The following is a 19527-nucleotide window of genomic DNA, read 5'->3' as shown; positions in this document are numbered from 1 at the left end:
AGGGGATACCGACACGCTCCCGGCAAGGCACGACAGTCTCCCGACCGGAAAAACGGCCGAGAAGATACCGCAATGCAAACCGGATTCCTACCTTTCCTGTACCCAGACATGATGAAATAAACAGCGCGGCCAGACCTTGATCGCAACGATAAAGCTGGGAAAAAAGTGGGATGACTCACAGAAAACGCCAGACTGATACCGCGATAAGCCGCGTCTACAGTCTACCGCTGATATGCCAGGCCAGATAGCGCAACAGCTTGAGCTGACGGCGAAAGCGGCTGGGTTGCGTCAATAAACGATACAACCACTCCACCCCATGGCGTTGCCACACCAGCGGGGCTCGTTTGACCAGACCGGTAAACACATCATAAGTGCCGCCGACGCCCATATAGAGGGCTGTGGGGTATAACTGGCGGCAATCGCGTATCAATAATTCCTGGCGGGGAGACCCCAGTGCTACCGTCACCAGTTGGGCGCCACTATCACGCACACGTTCCAGTACTGCCTGTCGCTGCTGCGGCGCAAAATAGCCATCCTGCGTACCCACGATGTTAACTTGCCACTGCTCTCGCAACTTGCGCTCGGTTGCAGCCAGCACCGACGGCTTTCCTCCCAGCAAAAACACCGGTGTACCCAACTCACCGGCACGCTGCATCAGTGCCTCCCAGAGATCGGCACCGGCGATACGTTCCACTTGCGCAAGCGGATACTTGCGGCGAATAGAACGCACCACGCTGATACCATCGGCATAGTTACAATGCCCTTCCTGCAACATCAGCTCACGCAATGTCGCCTCGCGATCCGCCGCCAGTACCTTCTCGGCATTAATGGCAATCAGCGTGCCTGCTTGCGGTGAACCACCCGCAAACAGTATCGAGACACACTGCGCCTTATCCCGAAACCCATGCACCGGGATGCCGCGAATAACATAGTGCGGCACATCATTCATTCCACGTCTCCTTCAAACAGGGGGCGACTCACCACCGCACCAGCACGCAGCAGCAGCCAATACAGCAACTTGGCAACAAACAGGCTGGCGGCAAAAATCAGGCAGAAAAACACCACCCGTGAGACAAAGGCATCAACCCCCTCACGCACCAGCACAATCAGATTAAACACCGCGCCAAAACAAAATGCCTGCGATACGGCGGACAGATAGCGATTTTCGGCCTGTCTGCCGTAATGGTAAAGACGGTCAAATCCCTTGATGAGCAGCCCGATGGCGACGGCACCTGGCGGGATCAGCAGCGGCCCTCCCATGATCAACAAGGAGCCGAGCAGCGTCGGCGATATCGCCAGACCGGCGTGGTAATTCAGCACTTCCCAGGTGAAATAGTTGGCACTGTTCAACACCAGTGCCGGTCGCTCCGGCCACAACCAGGTGGGAATAAAAACATAAAAATCCCGCACGATGGGTGCCAGCCCCTGCAAGGTAATCTCGTCGAGGTGCTGCCACAATGTGGCCAGATTTTCCCAGGGGGAGAAGGTGTCACGCGTCAGATACAAGAAGGTGTAAAACGCCTCGTCACCGTGCACATCCAGCCCGTAGCGTTTCAGTGCCAGCCAAAACATCGCCACTATCCCGCTACCGCCTGCGGCTATCAGCATCCACACCGTAATCCAGCCACGTTGCAGGCCGATAAACAAAAACAGGGCGAAGGCAATAATGATATTGGCGCGAGTCCCGCCCACCAGCAGGTACGTCAGCCCACCAAATGTCACCGTCGCCAACAGAAAAATCAGCCAGGCGCGTCGGGTCTGGTGCAGGAAATACCACATCAGCATGGCGGGAATAAAAAAATAGAAGAAGCGTTTCAGGGCGACGCCGATAACATCGCGCGAGAAAATCTGGCTATACGAACTGAGTTTGAACAGCAGCAGGCCGTTGTTGGCAAAGAACACGGCAGCGGTTGATAGCGCGACCAGCGCCAGCAGCCCACTGGTCAACCCCACCTCCAGACGTGTCATGGTTAACGGCGAAGGACGAGATACCGGCGAAGCAGGCCACAGCCGGGTTTTATAACTGACATAATAAATGGCATAAAACGCTGTCGCGGACAGTTGCGCCTGCAATAAATTCAGCGGTGACGCCGTTTCCACACCGAAGCGAAACGCCAACACGGCCGTCAACGGAAAGCCAAAATAGAACGTCAGTAAGTACAGCAGCGAAAACAACACATTGAAGTTAAAGCGCCAGCGGCGGAACTCTCGCCCACAGAGCCAGAGCACCATGCCACCGCCTCCCAGCCAGACCAGCCACAACCCGAAAAACGCCCACTCAGTCATGGCTGTCCCCCGCGGCTAACGCCAGCGCCTGTCGCCACCCCTGTTCATAGCCAGGACTGAAAAATGCAATCTGCCGGGTATCCACCCGTTTTAGCTGTTCGCGCGCCTCGCGCACGCGGGCTTCGCTCAGTGGTTCATCATCCAGCAATACCGGCAGATGCTGCTCCGCCAAATCCTGCCGAAATGGATTGTGGCGGCTGATAACAAACGGCACCCCCAGTTGGATGAGCAAACACAGGGTGCCAATCCCCTGCTGACGATGAAACAGAAAGTAGCCCAGACTGCAGGTTTTCAGTAGCGCCAGATACTCATCAAACGCCAGTGATTCACGCAGCACCCGGCAACGGTCTGCACCGAACAGCGCCACCCCATGCTGTTCGACCTGCTCAATCCAGCGATGATTTCCGGCCGGATACCCCATCGGTACGATCACTCGCACCTGCGAGCCAAACTGGCGATGAATAGCATCAAGCGCCGCCAGATGACGGTTACTGCGGTCACCAGAATTACCGACCAGAATGGTCAGCGGCGTACCCGGCACGTTCTCATGTGCCAGCGCAACCTGTTGACCCATCCGGGTGGGGAAATAGAGCAGTGACGTCGCCGCAGCCGGATAACGCTGCCGAAAATAGTCGATATCGCCGCGTGTGGCGAACACCCGGGCGACCCGCCGTTGCGCCAGCCGCCGCAGGCGGTAAAACCAGCGATAACGCCAGCCCTGGGCCTCTTCATACATATCCGCCCCCCAGATATGCCAGTAGGCTTGCGCCGGGCGGATAGCGCCGAACAGCAACGCCAGCCACACCCACGGGTTAAACTGGCCGTGAAAAAAGAAACGGACGGAGCTCTCTGCCCGCGCCTGCGCGACCACTGCTCGCGCCAGCGCTCTCTGGCTGGAAAACCGAGTGATATACAACATGGGGTAATCAGACTCAGAGAGCGCCTTCGTCGACACCACCATAAACCGGTGGGACTGGTGCAATGGCAACGACGGCGCGAGCGTATCATTAAAGAAACGCAGCACCGTGTGGTTATGGTGGGGAATATCCGCCCCCAGGACATGAATAAGTGTGGTCATGCACGCCTGCAATACAGCATGAAAACGCCGCAACACAACAAAAAATAGAGCGCATAGGTTGCCAGATACGCCTGTGCGGCACCCAACGCGCCATGCAATGGAATCAGCCAGCGGGCAAATCCGGTCAACAACAAAAACTGACTAAGTTCAGCCAGCACATAAAACCGCAGCGACGCTCTGGCCACCACCAGATACCCAAAGACGTAAGCGCCCACTTTCAAAACATCGCCCGCCAGTTGCCATGCAAACAGGCTACGCATGGTCGAAAATGCCCCCGAGAACAGGATGTGAATCGCCACATCACGCATCAACCAGATAACCAAAGCCACGAATACCGCGACCGGCAGTACAAATCGCAAGGTACTAAAAATCTCATGCCGGACGGCGTGTTTATCCTGCAAACGCGCCAGCGTCGGCAACAGATAAACGCTAAAGGATGCGGTAATAAACTGCAGCCAGGCATCGGAAATGGTCGTCATCCCCTGCCATAGCCCGACCTCCTGCCAGGTGTAATGAGCGGCCAGCAGGTTTCGCATCATCACATAGCCTACCGGCATCGTCACCGCGGTTATCAACGTCATTAAGCTAAACCGGGTTAACTGACCAGCCAGCGGCCACGACCAGCATGGAGTAAGTGCTCGCAAACGTAATGGCGTGCGCCGAAGTAACAACAGCAATGCGGGTAAACAGGCTAATGCCGGTACCAACGCCAGTCCGACCAACGCCCCGGTATAGGCCCCCAGCCAGAAACTTATACCGTAGGCGACCACACCCAGCAGGCTACCCGCTATCACCGCCAGCGCGTTGCCTGGCGCATCCTGATACCCTTTCAGTATCGCCAGCAGCAGGCTGGCCAGCGCGATCCCCAGTTGCAGACAAGCCAGTGCACGAATGACCGGCTGATAGGTGTCATCGCCAAACAACAAGCGCGATAGCGGCGCAGACAGCAACCATAGCGACAACGCCAGCAACAATGAGAAACCCATCGACAGCGATACCGCCGTTCCCAGCAGCGGGCTGGCGCGGTCAGAATCAGGCGGCGCGGCAGCCACCGCACGGGTAACGCCGTTGACAATCCCCGCGCCCGCCATCACCCCCAGCACGGTAATCAACTGCCGATAGTTACCAGCAAGCCCGACACCTTCCGTGCCAAATGCCACCGCCAGCAGTTTGATAATCACCAGCCCTGTGCCGATTTTGACCAGCGTGGAAGCTGCCGTCCACAGCGATGCTCGCGCCAGTGACATCAGGAAAAGAAACTCAGCGCGGCATGGATGACGGTGCGCTGATCAGCATCAGACAAGTTGTAGAACAGCGGCAAACGCACCAGCCGTTCGCTTTCTCGCGTTGTATGCCGATCGTCACCGACAAAGCGGCCAAACTGACGCCCTGCAGGGCTGGAGTGCAACGGAATGTAATGGAAGACCGCCAGTATGTCCGCGGCTTTCATATGGCTGATAAATGCCGAGCGCTCCGCTTCATCCCGCAAACGCAGGAAAAACAGATGGCCGTTGTGGCGGCACGCTGGCGGGATCACCGGCAATGTCACACGGCCTGATGCCGCCAGCGGCGCGAACGCATGGGCATAGCGCTGCCATAACAACACACGCCGTTCATGGATGCGCTGTGCTGCCTCCAACTGCCCCCACAGGTACGCCGCCTGAATCTCCGCCATCAGATAGCTGGAGCCGATATCGCGCCAGGTGTACTTATCTGCCTGACCACGAAAGAATTGGCTGCGGTTGGTGCCTTTCTCACGGATAATCTCGGCACGTGCCGACAGTTCAGGATCATTAATCAGCGTCGCCCCGCCTTCACCACCGGCGGTGTAATTCTTGGTTTCATGGAAACTAAAGCAACCGATATGGCCGATAGCGCCCAGTGGCCGGTCCTGATAGTGCGACATCATCCCCTGCGCGGCATCCTCCACCACAAACAATCCATACCGCTGCGCCAGCGCCATGATAGCGTTCATATCGCAACCGACCCCCGCGTAATGCACCACAACGATAGCGCGTGTCTTCGCGGTGATCGCCGCTTCAAGGCCGTTTTCATCCAGATTGAGGGTATCCGGTCGGATATCGACAAACACAATGGTCGCACCACGCAACACAAACGCATTGGCGGTGGAAACGAAGGTATAGCTCGGCATGATGACTTCATCGCCGGGCTGGATATTCAGCAATAACGCCGCCATTTCCAGCGACGCGGTACAAGAAGGCGTCAACAGAACCTTGTCACTGCCGGAGTAGTCCTCCAGCCACTGCTGACAACGGTGGGTAAACGCGCCGTCGCCACTGAGCTTGCCGCTGCGCATCGCCGCCTGCATATACTCCAGCTCCGATCCCACTACTGGGGGGGCGTTAAAAGGAATCATCTCGTCACCCGCAGGGTCTTCATCCGTCGAACCTTCATCGATAAAACCAGTAGGCGGTGCTCTCCACCCGTGCGCCACTGCGCAGATAGAGCCGTAATGCCGCCAGGTTGCTGGTCTGGGTCGCCACCGTCAGCCGACGAATCCCGCGCTGCTGGCACCAGACCCGCGCGACCTGCATCAATCGCTGGCCAATCCCTTGCCCGGTCATGCCTGGCCAGGCGGATAACACGCCAATGCGCGCCGCAGTGGGTGATGTCTGGCGTAACGTCACAAAACCTTGTAACGGCCCGCCTTGCGCCCCCAGTACCAGACAAGCATCATCAAAGGTACCGTAGACTGCCTTTTCCACCCAACGGGCGTAAAAACGCCCGCAGTCATCCGGTCGATACCACGGCGAGCGAAAACGGCTCAGCACAAAACTTTTTGCCGCCGCCGCCCGCAACGCTGGGATATCGCCGACGTCGGCATCGCGCACGCCCACGGCAAACACCGCGCGGGCGGCAGGGACGACCGGCATACTGAAATCTACTTCACCTTCTGCCAGCCGAAATCCCAGTTCTGACAGGGCATCGGCCGTCGGCAAATCACCTGCCGCCAGTTTCGCCTGGCATAGCTCATAGCGATCGAGATCAGCGGGCACTAACGGCGGCGCGATGTCGGTGAAACTTAAGCGCCCACAGATACGTTGGAAAAACTCACTTTCCCAAACCAGCGGTTCAATTTCAGCACAAACAGGCATAGGCCACTCCGGTTAACGCAGAATCAACAGAGGCCACCAACGCCGCTTTACCGCCAGACGCCTTTGGTGTCCACCACCCAACGTTGCGCTACCTGCTCAGGGGCAATCGCCCTGAACTGCCGGTGATCAACCAGTAACACCAGCATATCCGCTTCCTTTAGCGCGCGATCGCTATCCACCAGCGCCGCTTTTCCCAGTAAACCCGGTGGTAACTGCCGGATATAAGGCTCAACCACCCAGGTTGGGCCGACATGCCATTGTGCAATCTGCTCCGCAATCGCCAGTGCAGGGCTCTCGCGAAGGTCCTCCACATCCGGCTTAAATGCCAGCCCCAGACAGGCGATGCACAGATCTCGGGCCGATTTCCCTCCCTGAACCAGCGCATCCGCCACCCTGATTTTGACCTGATCCACCACCCAACGCGGTTTGTCGTCATTCACTTCACGCGCGGTACGAATCAGGCGTGCCTGCTGTGGGTGCTGCGCCACGATAAACCAAGGGTCAACCGCGATACAGTGGCCGCCAACCCCCGGCCCCGGCTGCAAAATAGTGACCCGCGGGTGACGGTTGGCCAGTCGGATCAGCTCCCAGACATTGATCTGTTGCTCAGCACAAATCCGCGATAACTCATTGGCAAAGGCAATATTCACATCACGAAAGCTGTTTTCCGTCAGTTTGCACATCTCTGCGGTACGTGAGTCCGTCATCACACACTCCCCCTTGAGGAAAAGGCGATACAGCTCGCTGGCTCGTGCCGAGCAACGCGGCGTCATACCACCAATCACCCGCTCGTGGCTGAGCAACTCCTCCATAATGCGGCCGGGCAATACCCGCTCAGGGCAATAAGCAATACGGATGTCCGACGCAACACCAGCCTGTTGAGGAAAGCTCAGGTCCGGGCGTGCCTGCGCCAGCCACTCCGCCATGTGCTCCGTGGTGCCGACCGGCGAGGTGGACTCCAGAATCACCACATCCCCCGGCTTCAATACCGGTGCCAACGATAACGCAGCGGCTTGCACCAGCGACACATCGGGTTGATGGTCAGCCTTTAGCGGTGTCGGCACCGCGATGATAAACACCTGCGCCGGTACCGGACGACTGCCAACCTGTAGATAGCCTTGCGCTACCGCCTGTTGCAGCGTCTGCGCCAGCCCCGGCTCCGCAATATGAGTATGGCCTTGCCTGACCGTCTCCACCACGTGCGGGTTCACATCCACGCCAAAAACAGACTGTTGTCGCGCCGCCAACACGGCGGCAGTCGGCAGGCCGATGTATCCCAGCCCCAGCACACAGATACGGTTAAAACTCATGCAGTCACCCGGTGTTGTTTCAAAACAGAAAGAATGCGCTGACTGGCTAACCCATCGCCGTAAGGGTTATGGGCATAGCTCATCGCCTGATACGCAGACGTATCCGTCAGCAGTCGGGAAACTTCACGAACAATCGTCGCGGTATCGGTGCCCACCAGCCGTACCGTACCCGCCGCCAACGCTTCCGGTCTCTCAGTGGTTTCCCGCATCACCAGTACCGGTTTTCCGAGCGAAGGGGCTTCTTCCTGGATCCCGCCTGAATCGGTCAGGATCAGCCAGGCACGGTGCATCAAATAAACGAAAGGCAAATAGTCCTGCGGCGTTATCAGATGCACATTATCGATATCGCCCAGAATACGCTGGACCGGCTCCCGCACATGTGGGTTACGGTGCACCGGATACACAATCTGAATATTCGAATGATGGTGGGCAAGCGTCGCCAGCGCATGACAAATCCGCTCCATCCCCTCACCAAAGCTCTCGCGCCGATGGCTGGTGACCAGCACTATTTTTCGCTCCGGCGTGAGAAAAGCGTACTTCTCCTGCAACTGAGCACACAATGCCGCATCATGGAGGATGCGATCCCGTACCCAGAATAATGCATCAATCACAGAATTCCCTGTCACCCAGATGCGTGAAGACGGCACGTGTTCACGTCGCAGGTTCTGCCGTGCGTTAGCCGTCGGCGCAAAGTGGTAGGTCGCCAGGCTACCCGTCAGCAGGCGATTCGCTTCTTCAGGCCATGGAGCAGACAATGTGCCGGTACGCAGCCCGGCCTCGACATGAGCGACCGGGATACGGTGATAAAACCCTGCCAGGCTTGCCATCAGCGTTGTGGTGGTATCACCGTGCACCAGCATCAGGTCGGGCTGAAGTTGGGTCAATACCGGCCCTAATCCTGCAAGAATACGAGAGGAAATCTCCACCAGCCCCTGATCCGGCTGCATAATATTGAGATCATAGTCAGGCGTAATCTCAAACAGACGCAGTACCTGATCCAGCATGTCACGATGCTGCGCCGTCACGCAGACGTAAGATTCAAAGCAGGCATCCTGAGCCATCGCTCGTATTATCGGTGCCATCTTTATCGCTTCAGGGCGAGTGCCAAAGACCGTCAAAACTTTCACTGATGACTCTCTTTATTCCGGCCTGAGTTACGGTCTGCCGCCACGGTAAAACAGGGGTGACTGGCCCACCGCGCTATCAACACGCTGAACATTTAATCACGCCGACGCCGCGCCAGCGCCAGTCCGGCACCCATCACCAGCCCGATGCTGCCCCACATCAGTAGCAGAAGATTACGGCGTGGACTGTCGCGATGCACAGGCTCTTGCGGCGTATGCAGATAGCGGTAAGTATGAAACCTGTCCGCCAGCGCCGGACCGCTTTCCAGCATCGCCAGTACGGCCTGACGCGGTGCGTAATCCGCATCGAATGCCGGGCCATTGACCTTCAGCATCTCCAGACGTGCCTGTAACCAGGCCGAGCCTTGTAGAAATAATACCGAATCGGAGGGCGCATCATGCTTCGGCTGCGTGATGCCCTGCTGGCGGGCGATAGCCAGTGCCTGCGTCACGCGCCGTAGCTCCTGGTCATACGCCACACGGGCAACCGCGTCCTCGCGTTGCAGCCAGCTACGCTCAAACCGAATACGTGCTTCCCAGTTTCCCGCCAGGTTTTGATTCAGATGATTGACGGCACGCTGGTTGGCAAACTGTATATATTGTCGCAACAGGTTACTGGCGTCTTGCGGATTGTCAGCCGCCAGCTTAAGGGTATCGTTGGTTTTTTTAGCCTCATCGTGCGGTATAAACTGGATATCGTTGATAAGCGTATCCAGCAGGACGGCATCTGCCTTGTTGTCGTCTTTTCGACGCTCACGGTAATACGGCGACTGTAGCCAAAACTCGCGCCGGGTGTCGTAGGCGGCGGCCTGCAGAGTAAACTCGGTATAGGCATCCGCCACGATAGTACTGCCATCCGGCACCACCGTTGACGATGCATCCAGCGAGCGCAGCCACTGCTGCTGTTCAAAAAACGTCGATAGCATCGCAACCGCCGGTTTATCCGTTACTGCCATCGCGCGCCACACCGGTTGAGCCAACCAGGAATACACCAGCGCCAGCAGTGCCAGTAACGCTGCTGAGCCAACAATCCAGCCCTTACCCTGCCATAACACCCGGCAGAGCTGGCGAATATCCAGTTCATTATCCAACGACACCGCCTGGGGTGAGCTTTCCGGTTTCATTGTGTTTCCCGATTCGATTTATCAACACTTGATTTATCAACACTTGATTTATCAACAATAGCGATGATTGCGCCAGTAACGCTGAATACGCCGGACAACGCGCGCCACTCGCCACGCTCTCTTAATGCAGTAGCCATAACCACCAAATACCAGCAAAAACAGCACAAACATCATGTACTCGGGAATCGCTAACCATTCACCGGCAATCCCCATGCCCGCCAGTAACGCGGCGGCCAGTGTAATCAACAGACACGCCTGACGGGAAGTCAATCCGGCACGCATCAGCAGATGATGGATATGCTGGCGATCCGGCGAAAACAGATTTGAGCCTTTGCGCAACCGGCGATAGACAATCGCCACCATATCCATCCGTGGAATGGCAATAACCCACAATGCCGTTACCGGCCGGATAGCACTCTCCGGCCCCTGAGAGCCTTGCAGCAGTAGCCAGATGGCGGTAAACCCCATCAGGGTACTACCCGCATCGCCCATGAAAACCTTATAACGTCGGCCGAGGCATTCAAGGTTCAACAGACTATACGGCAAGATGGCAGCAATCATGGCAAAACTCCAAAACGCCAGCGCGTTGCTGCCGTGGAGATAGAATAAAACGCCCAAGCCGACAAACAGCACGCCAGACAACCCGCCCAGTAAACCATCGATGCCATCCACCATGTTAAAAGCATTGATAGCCGTCCACACCACCAATAGCGTCATGGGATACCGCATCACCCCCAGTCCGATATCCCAGTTCGGCCCCAGAATATACCCCAGACGCAGCAACATCAGCCCGGCCAGCGCCATCATTATTATGGCGACAACCGCCTGTGCCGTAGCCCGGATAGCAATGCTGATGTCAAAGCGATCGTCCAGTGCGCCAACCAGCACCAGCAACCCCGCACACAGCAGGTAAATCAGGAAATGGGGAATCAACTCGGGAATGAAGAACGGCAACAGGCAAACACCGGCGTAGACAGAAATTCCGCCAACCAGTGGCACCGCGCCACGATGGCGCTTACGGTGGTTTGGTCTGTCGACCAGACCGGTTTTTCTCGCTACATGACGCGCCAGCAGCAGGGAGAAGAAAGAGCACAGGAATACGGCGACTAATTGAGCACTCATCATGATTCATTCACGCTTATCAGTGCCTGATGATACTACTGCGAATTATGCCAACCGGGGCTAATTTACCAAATTTTTCAGAAAGTTCCTGCACGTTCACGTAACAAAACATGATGCGCTCTGCCCACATTAGCGCCACAGGATTGAAAGCAGGCAAGACTGGCAGAACAGACAGAAATAAATATCCTCCGGCATAGCCGGAGGTTTTTCATATGCGCCTATAAGGCTCTGTTACCAGCCGCGCCCTAACAGGCGCATCGCAATCTGACATTTGCATCCAAATCCGTTACTTACGGCCCGTAAACGGGCTACCTGGATATGGGATTGATAACTGCTCGCCCAGTTTATCCTGCTCCAGTTGGTGCTTTATGTAGTCCCGGATCTTCGATGTATTTTTACCCACCGTATCTACATAATACCCTCGGCACCAAAACTCCCTGTTCCTATATTTGAATTTCAGATCACCAAATTGTTCATAGAGCATCAGGCTACTTTTGCCTTTCAGATACCCCATGAAGCTCGATACACTCATCTTCGGCGGGATCTCCACAAGCATATGTATGTGATCAGCACAGCACTCTGCTTCCAGAATCTGCACATTTTTCCATTCACACAGCTTTCTTAAGATACTCCCTACTACACGCCGTTTCTCACCGTAGAAGACCTGTCTTCGGTATTTGGGTGCGAAAACTATGTGATATTTACAGTTCCAGCGAGTGTGCGCTAAGCTCTTTTCGTCCCCCATTGGGACCCCCTTTTGATTTCTTGTTTGACCATTGCAGTTGCCAGACCGCAAGGTGTTTTAACAAATCAAAAGGGGTTTTTATATCCGCCCCAAAGCTGGAAGCTTTACGGAACCCCCAGCCTAGCTGGGGGTTTTCTATAGACAACAAAAGGCCCAGTCTTTCGACCGGGCCCTTCGCTTTGTTTGATGCCTGGCAGTTCCCTACTCTCGCATGGGGAGACCCCACACTACCATCGGCGCTACGGCGTTTCACTTCTGAGTTCGGCATGGGGTCAGGTGGGACCACCGCGCTCTCGCCGCCAGGCAAATTCTTTCGACGTCTGTTCAACGTCCTGATTCTTCATGTCGCCGTGTATCGCTACACCACGCCATCCAATCCTCGAACAAGCTAAAATCTCGTCTCTGTCTCTCTCACCAAAACACCTTCGGTGTTGTAAGGTTAAGCCTCTCGGGTCATTAGTACTGGTTAGCTCAACGTATCGCTACGCTTACACACCCAGCCTATCAACGTCCTCGTCTCGAACGTCCCTTCAGGGGAATCTAGTTCCCAGGGAAGACTCATCTCGGGGCAAGTTTCCCGCTTAGATGCTTTCAGCGGTTATCTCTTCCGCACGTAGCTACCGGGCAGTGCCATTGGCATGACAACCCGAACACCAGCGGTGCGTTCACTCCGGTCCTCTCGTACTAGGAGCAACCCCCCTCAATCTTCCAACGCCCACGGCAGATAGGGACCGAACTGTCTCACGACGTTCTAAACCCAGCTCGCGTACCACTTTAAATGGCGAACAGCCATACCCTTGGGACCTACTTCAGCCCCAGGATGTGATGAGCCGACATCGAGGTGCCAAACACCGCCGTCGATATGAACTCTTGGGCGGTATCAGCCTGTTATCCCCGGAGTACCTTTTATCCGTTGAGCGATGGCCCTTCCATTCAGAACCACCGGATCACTAAGACCTGCTTTCGCACCTGCTCGAGCCGTCACTCTCGCAGTCAAGCTAGCTTATGCCTTTGCACTAACCTCCTGATGTCCGACCAGGATTAGCTAACCTTCGTGCTCCTCCGTTACTCTTTGGGAGGAGACCGCCCCAGTCAAACTACCCACCAGACACTGTCCCCAGCCCGGATTACGGGCCCAGGTTAGAACATCAAACATTAAAGGGTGGTATTTCAAGGTTGGCTCCATGCAGACTGGCGTCCACACTTCAAAGCCTCCCACCTATCCTACACATCAAGGCTCAAGGTTCAGTGTCAAGCTATAGTAAAGGTTCACGGGGTCTTTCCGTCTTGCCGCGGGTACACTGCATCTTCACAGCGAGTTCAATTTCACTGAGTCTCGGGTGGAGACAGCCTGGCCATCATTACGCCATTCGTGCAGGTCGGAACTTACCCGACAAGGAATTTCGCTACCTTAGGACCGTTATAGTTACGGCCGCCGTTTACCGGGGCTTCGATCAAGAGCTTCTCCTTACGGATAACCCCATCAATTAACCTTCCGGCACCGGGCAGGCGTCACACCGTATACGTCCACTTTCGTGTTTGCACAGTGCTGTGTTTTTATTAAACAGTTGCAGCCAGCTGGTATCTGCGACTCCCCTCAGCTCCATCCGCAAGGGACTTCACCAACAGGAGCGTGCCTTCTCCCGAAGTTACGGCACCATTTTGCCTAGTTCCTTCACCCGAGTTCTCTCAAGCGCCTGAGTATTCTCTACCTGACCACCTGTGTCGGTTTGGGGTACGATTCAATGTTACCTGATGCTTAGAGGCTTTTCCTGGAAGCCGGGCATCTGTCACTTCAGCACCGTAGTGCCTCGTCATCACGCCTCAGTGTTAACAGCAGACCGGATTTACCTGGTCCACCCACCTGCACGCTTAAACCGGGACAACCGTCGCCCGGATGACATAGCCTTCTCCGTCCCCCCTTCGCAGTAACACCAAGTACAGGAATATTAACCTGTTTCCCATCGACTACGCTTTTCAGCCTCGCCTTAGGGGTCGACTCACCCTGCCCCGATTAACGTTGGACAGGAACCCTTGGTCTTCCGGCGTGCGGGTTTTTCACCCGCATTATCGTTACTTATGTCAGCATTCGCACTTCTGATACCTCCAGCAGCCCTCACAGGCCACCTTCACAGGCTTACAGAACGCTCCCCTACCCAACAACACCTAAGTGTCGCTGCCGCAGCTTCGGTGCATGGTTTTAGCCCCGTTACATCTTCCGCGCAGGCCGACTCGACCAGTGAGCTATTACGCTTTCTTTAAATGATGGCTGCTTCTAAGCCAACATCCTGGCTGTCTGGGCCTTCCCACATCGTTTCCCACTTAACCATGACTTTGGGACCTTAGCTGGCGGTCTGGGTTGTTTCCCTCTTCACGACGGACGTTAGCACCCGCCGTGTGTCTCCCGTGATAACATTCTTCGGTATTCGCAGTTTGCATCGGGTTGGTAAGCCGGGATGGCCCCCTAGCCGAAACAGTGCTCTACCCCCGAAGATGAATTCACGAGGCGCTACCTAAATAGCTTTCGGGGAGAACCAGCTATCTCCCGGTTTGATTGGCCTTTCACCCCCAGCCACAAGTCATCCGCTAATTTTTCAACATTAGTCGGTTCGGTCCTCCAGTTAGTGTTACCCAACCTTCAACCTGCCCATGGCTAGATCACCGGGTTTCGGGTCTATACCCTGCAACTAGACGCCCAGTTAAGACTCGGTTTCCCTGCGGCTCCCCTATTCGGTTAACCTTGCTACAGAATATAAGTCGCTGACCCATTATACAAAAGGTACGCAGTCACACCCTAAAGGTGCTCCCACTGCTTGTACGTACACGGTTTCAGGTTCTATTTCACTCCCCTCGCCGGGGTTCTTTTCGCCTTTCCCTCACGGTACTGGTTCACTATCGGTCAGTCAGGAGTATTTAGCCTTGGAGGATGGTCCCCCCATGTTCAGACAGGATACCACGTGTCCCGCCCTACTCATCGAACTCACAACCTGTGCATCTTCGTGTACGGGACTGTCACCCTGTATCGTGCGCCTTTCCAGACGCTTCCACTGACACACAAGCCGATTCAGGTTCTGGGCTCCTCCCCGTTCGCTCGCCGCTACTGGGGGAATCTCGGTTGATTTCTTTTCCTCGGGGTACTGAGATGTTTCAGTTCCCCCGGTTCGCCTCATTAACCTATGGATTCAGTTAATGATAGTGTGACGAGTCACACTGGGTTTCCCCATTCGGGTATCGTCGGGTATAACGGTTCATATCACCTTGCCGACGCTTTTCGCAGATTAGCACGCCCTTCATCGCCTCTGACTGCCTAGGCATCCACCGTGTACGCTTAGTCGCTTAACCTCACAACCCGAAAGTGTCTCGGGATATGAGTATTTTGAGAGACTCGAACAACACATGAATTCTCACTCACATGCTGTCGTTTCAATTTTTCAGCTTGTTCCGGATTGTTAAAGAGCAGATAACATAAACCTGACTATCTCTAATCAGTTTTAGGTTAGCGTTGACCGTGCCTTTCACCCACTGTCAGTCATACTGGCGTCCCCTAGGGGATTCGAACCCCTGTTACCGCCGTGAAAGGGCGGTGTCCTGGGCCTCTAGACGAAGGGGACATCACTTGTCAGCTTCGCAAGACGCTTTTGACTCTTTCTTATCATCAGACAATCTGTGTGGACACCACGCAGGCACTTCTACTCGGTAAGGAGGTGATCCAACCGCAGGTTCCCCTACGGTTACCTTGTTACGACTTCACCCCAGTCATGAATCACAAAGTGGTAAGCGCCCTCCCGAAGGTTAAGCTACCTACTTCTTTTGCAACCCACTCCCATGGTGTGACGGGCGGTGTGTACAAGGCCCGGGAACGTATTCACCGTAGCATTCTGATCTACGATTACTAGCGATTCCGACTTCATGGAGTCGAGTTGCAGACTCCAATCCGGACTACGACGTACTTTATGAGGTCCGCTTGCTCTCGCGAGGTCGCTTCTCTTTGTATACGCCATTGTAGCACGTGTGTAGCCCTACTCGTAAGGGCCATGATGACTTGACGTCATCCCCACCTTCCTCCGGTTTATCACCGGCAGTCTCCCTTGAGTTCCCACCCGAAGTGCTGGCAACAAAGGATAAGGGTTGCGCTCGTTGCGGGACTTAACCCAACATTTCACAACACGAGCTGACGACAGCCATGCAGCACCTGTCTCAGCGCTCCCGAAGGCACCCTCGTATCTCTACAAGGTTCGCTGGATGTCAAGAGTAGGTAAGGTTCTTCGCGTTGCATCGAATTAAACCACATGCTCCACCGCTTGTGCGGGCCCCCGTCAATTCATTTGAGTTTTAACCTTGCGGCCGTACTCCCCAGGCGGTCGATTTAACGCGTTAGCTCCGGAAGCCACGGTTCAAGACCACAACCTCCAAATCGACATCGTTTACAGCGTGGACTACCAGGGTATCTAATCCTGTTTGCTCCCCACGCTTTCGCACCTGAGCGTCAGTCTTCGTCCAGGGGGCCGCCTTCGCCACCGGTATTCCTCCAGATCTCTACGCATTTCACCGCTACACCTGGAATTCTACCCCCCTCTACGAGACTCTAGCCTGTCAGTTTTGAATGCAGTTCCCAGGTTAAGCCCGGGGATTTCACATCCAACTTAACAGACCGCCTGCGTGCGCTTTACGCCCAGTCATTCCGATTAACGCTTGCACCCTCCGTATTACCGCGGCTGCTGGCACGGAGTTAGCCGGTGCTTCTTCTGCGGGTAACGTCAATGAACAGACGTATTAAGTCTGCTCCCTTCCTCCCCGCTGAAAGTGCTTTACAACCCGAAGGCCTTCTTCACACACGCGGCATGGCTGCATCAGGCTTGCGCCCATTGTGCAATATTCCCCACTGCTGCCTCCCGTAGGAGTCTGGACCGTGTCTCAGTTCCAGTGTGGCTGGTCATCCTCTCAGACCAGCTAGGGATCGTCGCCTAGGTGAGCCTTTACCTCACCTACTAGCTAATCCCATCTGGGCACATCCGATGGCAAGAGGCCCTAAGGTCCCCCTCTTTGGTCTTGCGACGTTATGCGGTATTAGCTACCGTTTCCAGTAGTTATCCCCCTCCATCAGGCAGTTTCCCAGACATTACTCACCCGTCCGCCGCTCGTCACCCAAGGAGCAAGCTCCTTTGTGCTACCGCCCGACTTGCATGTGTTAGGCCTGCCGCCAGCGTTCAATCTGAGCCATGATCAAACTCTTCAATTTAAAGTTTGATGTGTTTTCCGAAGAAAACGGTGCTCAAAGAATTTACTGTTTATTCGTAATGAATTAACTGTTGTCACTCTTCAAGACTTTCACTAATTTTTTAGTGAAGTGTCCTGCGAGTGCCCACACAGATTGTCTGATTGATTGTTAAAGAGCAGCGCCACTTACCGTGGCCGCGGGTCGCATATATTATGCTTTCCCGACAAGAAGTCAAGCGATATGCGCCTGATTTCTTACTGAAACTGCGCTGGCGTTTCGCCGTTGCCGTGTCAGTGGAGGCGCATTATAGGGAGTTATTCCGGCCTGACAAGCACTAATTTCAAAAAAATTACTGAACGCCTCTTTTTTCACCACTACGTCGATTTCACCCCGTCAAACCGCCTTTTTCTGGCTGAGTTGACCAAACGACTGGGCAAAACGCGCCACCTGCTCCCAATCGGTATACTCAATCTCTTTGGTACTGTCAGTTTCACCGCCCGTCATGCGCATAATCAGTTGAATCATGACGCGGTCGAACCAACGATAACGGGGATAGCGCAACGCGCCAGCAAACACAGCCCCCAAATCGGGCTGCCAGGGAGAACGCAGCAGAAACTTGCGGGTATACGCGTTGGTTTGCAGCGAGCGCTTTTCAGGTTTACGGGCCGTCAGATTGACAGAAAAGAACGCATTGGGTTTTTGCTGTAATAATGCAAGGTGCTGACGGATGAATTTTTCCAGCGCTGGGTGAAAATGTCCGTAGCGCACTGATGCACCAATCATCACCTTGTCGTACTTATCGAGATCGACTTCATGGGCGCTCAGAATATTGACAACATCACACTCCAGCGTCCCTTTCAGGTTATTGGCGATGTAAGACGCTATCGCCCGTGTTTGACCATCCCGACTGGAAAACAATATCAATGCTTTCATAGCACGTTTCCTTTATCCGTTATTCCCGCCAAAAAGTGGGAGTAAATAGCACCAGCATGGTGAACACTTCCAGGCGACCAAATAACATGGTGACAATCAGAATCCATTTGGCGGCGTCATTCATGGACGTGAAATTGTCGGCTACTGTCCCAAGCCCAGGGCCAAGATTGTTGAGGGTGGCAGCGACAGCAGCAAAAGCAGAGAAATTGTCGACCCCTGTCGCAATCACTGCCAGCATACTGATGATAAACACCAGCGCATACGCTGAGAAAAACCCCCACACCGCTTCCAGAATTCGTTCCGGCAACGCGCGCTGGCCGAGTTTAATGGTATAGACCGCATTCGGGTGAACCAGTCGCTTCAGTTCACGCGATCCCTGTAAGAACAGTAACAGGATACGAATGACTTTCAGACCGCCACCGGTTGAACCAGCACAACCACCGATAAACGCGGAGCAAAGCAGCAATACCGGCAAGAACAACGGCCAGGAGGCAATGCTATCGGTAGTGAAGCCTGCTGTCGTTGCCATCGACACCACCTGAAAAAACGCCTGGTTCAGCGTTTCCATACCCGTTTTGTACACACCATGCACCCACAAAACGAGGGTACAAATCACAACCAGCGACATCTGCACAAAGATAAACATGCGAAACTCGGGGTCACGCCAGTACACCCGTAAGCTGCGACCGCTTAACACCGCAAAGTGCAAACCAAAATTACAGCCGGAAATCAGCAGAAATACCGCAACAATGGTATTGATGGTCGGACTGTTGAAATAGCCAATGCTGGCGTCATGGGTGGAAAATCCACCTATGGCGATAGTTGAAAAACTGTGGCTAATCGCATCGAATACCGACATGCCCGCCAGCCACAAAGAGAAGGCGCATACCACCGTTAGCAACACATAAATCAGCCAGAGGGTTTTGGCGGTTTCTGCGATGCGGGGACGCATTTTATTGTCCTTCAGCGGCCCTGGCATTTCGGCACGATAAAGCTGCATCCCCCCGACGCCCAGAATCGGCAGAATCGCCACCGCCAGCACAATGATCCCCATACCGCCCATCCATTGCAGCATCTGTCGGTAGAACAGAATCGCCTTCGGTAGAGCATCCAGCCCGACCAGGGTAGTAGCACCGGTGGTTGTCAGGCCGGAAAAGGATTCAAAAAACGCATCTGTTACCGAGAGATTAGGACGTTCAGCAAACAAAAAAGGCAACGCCCCAACGCTGCCCAGCACCGTCCAGAACAACACGACGATTAAAAACCCTTCGCGGGCTTTTAACTCATGCCGGTGCTTACGGTTGGGCAGCCACAGTAGCAACCCCATCACCAACGCGACAATAAATGTCTGAATAAATGCACGACCGGCACCGTCACGGTAGATCAACGCCACCATGCCAGGAATGAACATGGTGCCGGAAAACAGAATGACCAGCAGTCCGACAATGCGGGTTATGGCACGCAGGTGCAT

The 19527-nt window shown here is 55.0% G+C and carries 13 protein-coding genes, 1 tRNA gene and 3 rRNA genes; all 17 read right to left on the bottom strand.

All coding sequences use genetic code 11. The annotated features are described in order from the left end of the window. Nucleotides 1-214 precede the first annotated feature (214 nt). Nucleotides 215-949, bottom strand: coding sequence for a lipopolysaccharide N-acetylmannosaminouronosyltransferase (gene wecG, locus LF929_RS01115; RefSeq protein ID WP_038909251.1), 735 nt, complete (start codon nt 947-949; stop codon nt 215-217). Beyond that, nucleotides 946-2286 (bottom strand): ECA oligosaccharide polymerase, encoded by a 1341-nt coding sequence (wzyE, locus tag LF929_RS01110; protein WP_226092826.1) that lies wholly within the window; start codon nt 2284-2286, stop codon nt 946-948. The genes wecG and wzyE overlap by 4 nt, the downstream gene beginning before the upstream one ends. Continuing rightward, the gene (locus tag LF929_RS01105) at nt 2279-3364 is read right to left on the bottom strand and encodes a TDP-N-acetylfucosamine:lipid II N-acetylfucosaminyltransferase (protein ID WP_226092827.1); all 1086 of its coding nucleotides are present in this window, start codon (nt 3362-3364) and stop codon (nt 2279-2281) included. Before LF929_RS01105 ends, wzyE begins: the two co-directional genes overlap by 8 nt. Beyond that, nucleotides 3361-4611 carry a lipid III flippase WzxE gene (wzxE, locus tag LF929_RS01100; RefSeq protein ID WP_226092828.1) on the bottom strand — a complete coding sequence of 417 codons (1251 nt, stop codon included), beginning with the start codon at nt 4609-4611 and terminating at the stop codon, nt 3361-3363. Before wzxE ends, LF929_RS01105 begins: the two co-directional genes overlap by 4 nt. After that, nucleotides 4611-5741 carry a dTDP-4-amino-4,6-dideoxygalactose transaminase gene (gene rffA / locus LF929_RS01095; RefSeq protein ID WP_038909254.1) on the bottom strand — a complete coding sequence of 377 codons (1131 nt, stop codon included), beginning with the start codon at nt 5739-5741 and terminating at the stop codon, nt 4611-4613. The genes wzxE and rffA overlap by 1 nt, the downstream gene beginning before the upstream one ends. A 34-nt stretch (nt 5742-5775) precedes the next feature. Beyond that, nucleotides 5776-6480, bottom strand: coding sequence for a dTDP-4-amino-4,6-dideoxy-D-galactose acyltransferase (gene rffC, locus LF929_RS01090; RefSeq protein ID WP_019845865.1), 705 nt, complete (start codon nt 6478-6480; stop codon nt 5776-5778). A gap of 47 nt (nt 6481-6527) precedes the next feature. Continuing rightward, nucleotides 6528-7790, bottom strand: coding sequence for a UDP-N-acetyl-D-mannosamine dehydrogenase (gene wecC, locus LF929_RS01085; RefSeq protein WP_038905936.1), 1263 nt, complete (start codon nt 7788-7790; stop codon nt 6528-6530). Beyond that, nucleotides 7787-8917, bottom strand: coding sequence for a non-hydrolyzing UDP-N-acetylglucosamine 2-epimerase (gene wecB / locus LF929_RS01080; protein WP_226092829.1), 1131 nt, complete (start codon nt 8915-8917; stop codon nt 7787-7789). Before wecB ends, wecC begins: the two co-directional genes overlap by 4 nt. A gap of 92 nt (nt 8918-9009) precedes the next feature. Then, nucleotides 9010-10038 carry an ECA polysaccharide chain length modulation protein gene (wzzE, locus tag LF929_RS01075; protein WP_226092830.1) on the bottom strand — a complete coding sequence of 343 codons (1029 nt, stop codon included), beginning with the start codon at nt 10036-10038 and terminating at the stop codon, nt 9010-9012. Between the two features lie 51 nt (nt 10039-10089). Continuing rightward, nucleotides 10090-11160 (bottom strand): UDP-N-acetylglucosamine--undecaprenyl-phosphate N-acetylglucosaminephosphotransferase, encoded by a 1071-nt coding sequence (gene wecA / locus LF929_RS01070; protein ID WP_226092834.1) that lies wholly within the window; start codon nt 11158-11160, stop codon nt 10090-10092. A 286-nt stretch (nt 11161-11446) separates the two neighbouring features. Continuing rightward, nucleotides 11447-11905 carry an IS200/IS605-like element IS1541D family transposase gene (tnpA, locus tag LF929_RS01065; RefSeq protein ID WP_033570971.1) on the bottom strand — a complete coding sequence of 153 codons (459 nt, stop codon included), beginning with the start codon at nt 11903-11905 and terminating at the stop codon, nt 11447-11449. Nucleotides 11906-12093: 188 nt separating this feature from the next. After that, a 5S ribosomal RNA gene (gene rrf, locus LF929_RS01060) occupies nt 12094-12209 on the bottom strand. A gap of 131 nt (nt 12210-12340) precedes the next feature. Then, nucleotides 12341-15247, bottom strand: a 23S ribosomal RNA gene (locus LF929_RS01055). Nucleotides 15248-15440: 193 nt separating this feature from the next. Then, nucleotides 15441-15516: transfer RNA gene (locus LF929_RS01050), tRNA-Glu, on the bottom strand. Nucleotides 15517-15602: 86 nt separating this feature from the next. Beyond that, a 16S ribosomal RNA gene (locus tag LF929_RS01045) occupies nt 15603-17144 on the bottom strand. Together the 16S, 23S and 5S rRNA genes with 1 tRNA gene alongside form the textbook arrangement of a ribosomal RNA operon. Before the next feature lie 372 nt (nt 17145-17516). Beyond that, nucleotides 17517-18056 carry a menaquinone-dependent protoporphyrinogen IX dehydrogenase gene (gene hemG, locus LF929_RS01040; RefSeq protein WP_038906740.1) on the bottom strand — a complete coding sequence of 180 codons (540 nt, stop codon included), beginning with the start codon at nt 18054-18056 and terminating at the stop codon, nt 17517-17519. Nucleotides 18057-18075: 19 nt separating this feature from the next. After that, nucleotides 18076-19527: a Trk system potassium transporter TrkH gene (trkH, locus tag LF929_RS01035; RefSeq protein ID WP_016943417.1), complete on the bottom strand. Its 1452-nt coding sequence runs from the start codon at nt 19525-19527 to the stop codon at nt 18076-18078.

This window comes from Dickeya oryzae, assembly GCF_020406815.2.
GTDB lineage: Bacteria > Pseudomonadota > Gammaproteobacteria > Enterobacterales > Enterobacteriaceae > Dickeya > Dickeya oryzae.
Note: the sequence above shows the minus strand (reverse complement) of the source record. Positions and strands in the feature narration are given on the sequence as shown.